The sequence below is a fragment of the Micromonospora foliorum genome, assembly GCF_022229015.1.
In the GTDB taxonomy this organism is placed as follows: Bacteria; Actinomycetota; Actinomycetes; order Mycobacteriales; family Micromonosporaceae; genus Micromonospora; species Micromonospora foliorum.
Genome location: NZ_JAKKFF010000376.1, coordinates 1 through 2,472, shown reverse-complemented (window position 1 = coordinate 2,472; position 2,472 = coordinate 1). Strand labels below are relative to the sequence as shown.

3 protein-coding genes and 1 pseudogene are annotated in these 2,472 nt (G+C 71.0%); all 4 read right to left on the bottom strand.

Annotated elements, in window-relative coordinates; all coding sequences use genetic code 11:
* Positions 1-590: pseudogene (locus PSH25_RS25095) on the bottom strand (FHA domain-containing protein); the annotation flags it as partial.
* Positions 587-880 carry a 4a-hydroxytetrahydrobiopterin dehydratase gene (locus tag PSH25_RS25090; protein ID WP_238661402.1) on the bottom strand — a complete coding sequence of 98 codons (294 nt, stop codon included), beginning with the start codon at positions 878-880 and terminating at the stop codon, positions 587-589. The gene PSH25_RS25090 and the pseudogene PSH25_RS25095, both read right to left, overlap by 4 nt.
* 137 nt (positions 881-1,017) lie before the next feature.
* Positions 1,018-2,067, bottom strand: a complete 1,050-nt coding sequence (locus PSH25_RS25085; protein WP_238661401.1) for a fatty acid desaturase family protein — start codon at positions 2,065-2,067, stop codon at positions 1,018-1,020.
* Between the two features lie 136 nt (positions 2,068-2,203).
* On the bottom strand, positions 2,204-2,472 hold a 269-nt coding region (locus PSH25_RS25080), incomplete at its 5' end, for an SCO7613 C-terminal domain-containing membrane protein (RefSeq protein ID WP_238661400.1).

Genomic DNA, 2,472 nt, shown 5'->3' with positions numbered 1-2,472 from the left:
CCCCCACCACCGCCGCCGAACAGCGCGCAGCCCGACTCCGGGCAGCGCCACTGGCGGGCCAGCAGCTTGGCGCCGGTCGGCGACCGCTTGCCGGCCACCGGCGAGTGGCCACCACCGACGTGCGCGATGAACACCGGCCCGCCGGCGCCCGGCACCGGTGCGACCACCCGGCCGGGCTGCTCGACCAGCCACGGGAACCGACCGCGCAACCCGTCGAAGCGGACCCGGCTGAGCACCGGCAGACCGAGCAGGTCGGCGACCTCCAACATCCGGTCACCCGGGTTGTCGAGCACCTCGACGAGCCCGTCGTCGGCCCAACGGCGGACGACCATCCGCTCGTTGGAGGTGAGGTCGGCATCGGAGAGCAACGCCCGGTGCACCACCGCGTAGACTTGGACGCTGTCTTCCTCCAACTCGCGGGAGAGCGCGTCGATGACCATGCCGAGGCGCAGCAGGCTGGCCGGCCGGCCACCGTCGATGTCCTGGTAGCGGATCACCTCGGCCAGGTCGACCACGGCTCGGGCCAACGACGGGTCGGTGCAGACCCGTCCCTCGATGGCGTCCAGCACCTTGCTGATCTCGAATCTCATGCCGCGCTCCGGACGATGTCGTCGATCCGCCGGGCCAGCTCGACGTCCCGGTGGGTGACCCCACCGGCCGAGTGCGTGACACAGCGGAAGGTCAGGGTCCGCCATCGGATGTCGATGTCGGGATGGTGGTCGAGCTCCTCGGCCACCGTCGCCACCCGGTCCACCACGGCGATGGCGTCCGGGAAACTGCCGAGCTGGGCCGTACGACCGATGCCGGTCGGATCGCCCGACCAGTCGGGCAACCGGCCCAGCTCTTCTCGCACCGCGTCCGCGGTGAGCAGGTCTGCCATGACCAGACCCTACCGGTGGCGCGTCCGACGAGCCGGACACGCTCCCTAGAGCCCCGGGTTTCCTGCAAAGCGGTGTCGGCCAGGAACGCGACGGTGGGGCGGCATCATCAGATGCCGCCCCACCGATCAGTGTCGCGTCAGCCGCGCAGCGGCCGCCCCACCTCGTGCAGATGACCGAGTGCCTGCCGGTACGACTCGACCAGCCCGGTTTCGGCGTACGGGATGCCCTGCTCCACGCAGTAGGCACGGACGATCGGCTGGGCCCGGCGCAGGTTGGCGCGCGGCATGTTCGGGAAGAGGTGGTGCTCGATCTGGTAGTTGAGACCGCCGAGCGCGGTGTCCACCAGTCGGCTGCCACGCACGTTGCGGGAGGTCAGCACCTGCTTACGCAGGAAGTCCAACTCGTCCTCGGCGGTCGGCATCGGCATGCCCTTGTGGTTCGGCGCGAACGCGCAGCCCATGTAGAGGCCCCACAGCGCCTGGTGCACGACGGCGAAGAGCAGCGCCTTGACCGGGGACATGACCGCCAACAGCAGCGCCACGTAGGCGGCGGTGTGCGCGACGAGCAGCGCCGCCTCTACCGCCCGGTGCCGCATCGGGACGGCGTACTTGCCGTCCTCCCGGCCGACGATCGCCCGGATGCTCGCCACGTGCAGGCTCAGACCCTCCAGCAGCAGCATCGGGAAGAAGAAGTACGCCTGCCGCTGAGCCATCCAACGGCCGAACCCACGGGTCTCCATCGCCTGCTCGGGCGTCCACACCAGGGCCCCCGCGCCGACGTCCGGGTCCTCGTCCTCGTGGTTCGGGTTGGCGTGGTGCCGGTTGTGCTTGTCGACCCACCAGCCGTAGCTGATCCCCACCGCCACGTTGCCGGCGAACAGCCCCACCAACTCGCTGGGGCCACGCCGACGGAACATCTGGCGGTGCCCGGCGTCGTGACCGAGGAACGCGACCTGGGTGGTGGCCACCGCCATCAGGGCCGCGAGCGGAAGCTGCCACCAGGAGTCGCCGAGCAGGAACACGGCCACCCAGCCGGCCAGGAAGGCACCGAGGGTGAACACGATGCGGGTGACATACCAGCCGGGACGCCGCTCCAGCAGGCCCGCCTGGCTGATCCGTCGGGACAACTGTGCGTAGTCACTACCTCGCCGTCGTACCGGCGGTTCCGCCACCGCTCCGAGCGCCATCGCTGCTCCCGTTCCGCTTGCGCCCGTACCAGGGTGGTTCGGGCTTATTGTCAAGTGTCCCGACTGCGGTAGCGCTGAGTAACCCCGACAACCCCCGAATGGGGGGTAGGGCAGGCCCTACCCCTACTGGTTCGACTCAGCCCAGTCGGCCCACCGCGGCGCGCAGTCGGGCCAGGTCACGGCGCCGCCGCTCGTAGGTGGCGGCGAGCCCGACCAACGCCAACCCGCCGACCCCCAGATAGATCCACCGGGGCAGCAGATCCCACCCCCGGGCCAGTTCGTGCAGCGCCAACAGCGTCAGTGCCCCGCCGCCGAGCAGCACCGGCGCCTGCCATCGGCGGGTCGCGCCGGCCAGCACCGCGCCGGTCGCCGCCGCGCCGAGGAGCAGTCGCCGCCACGGCTGCG

Coding starts and splice junctions, on each gene's coding strand:
- PSH25_RS25090 (WP_238661402.1), bottom strand. CDS start 880: ATGGCAGACCTGCTCACCGCGGACGCGGTGCGAGAAGAGCTGGGCCGG.
- PSH25_RS25085 (WP_238661401.1), bottom strand. CDS start 2,067: ATGGCGCTCGGAGCGGTGGCGGAACCGCCGGTACGACGGCGAGGTAGT.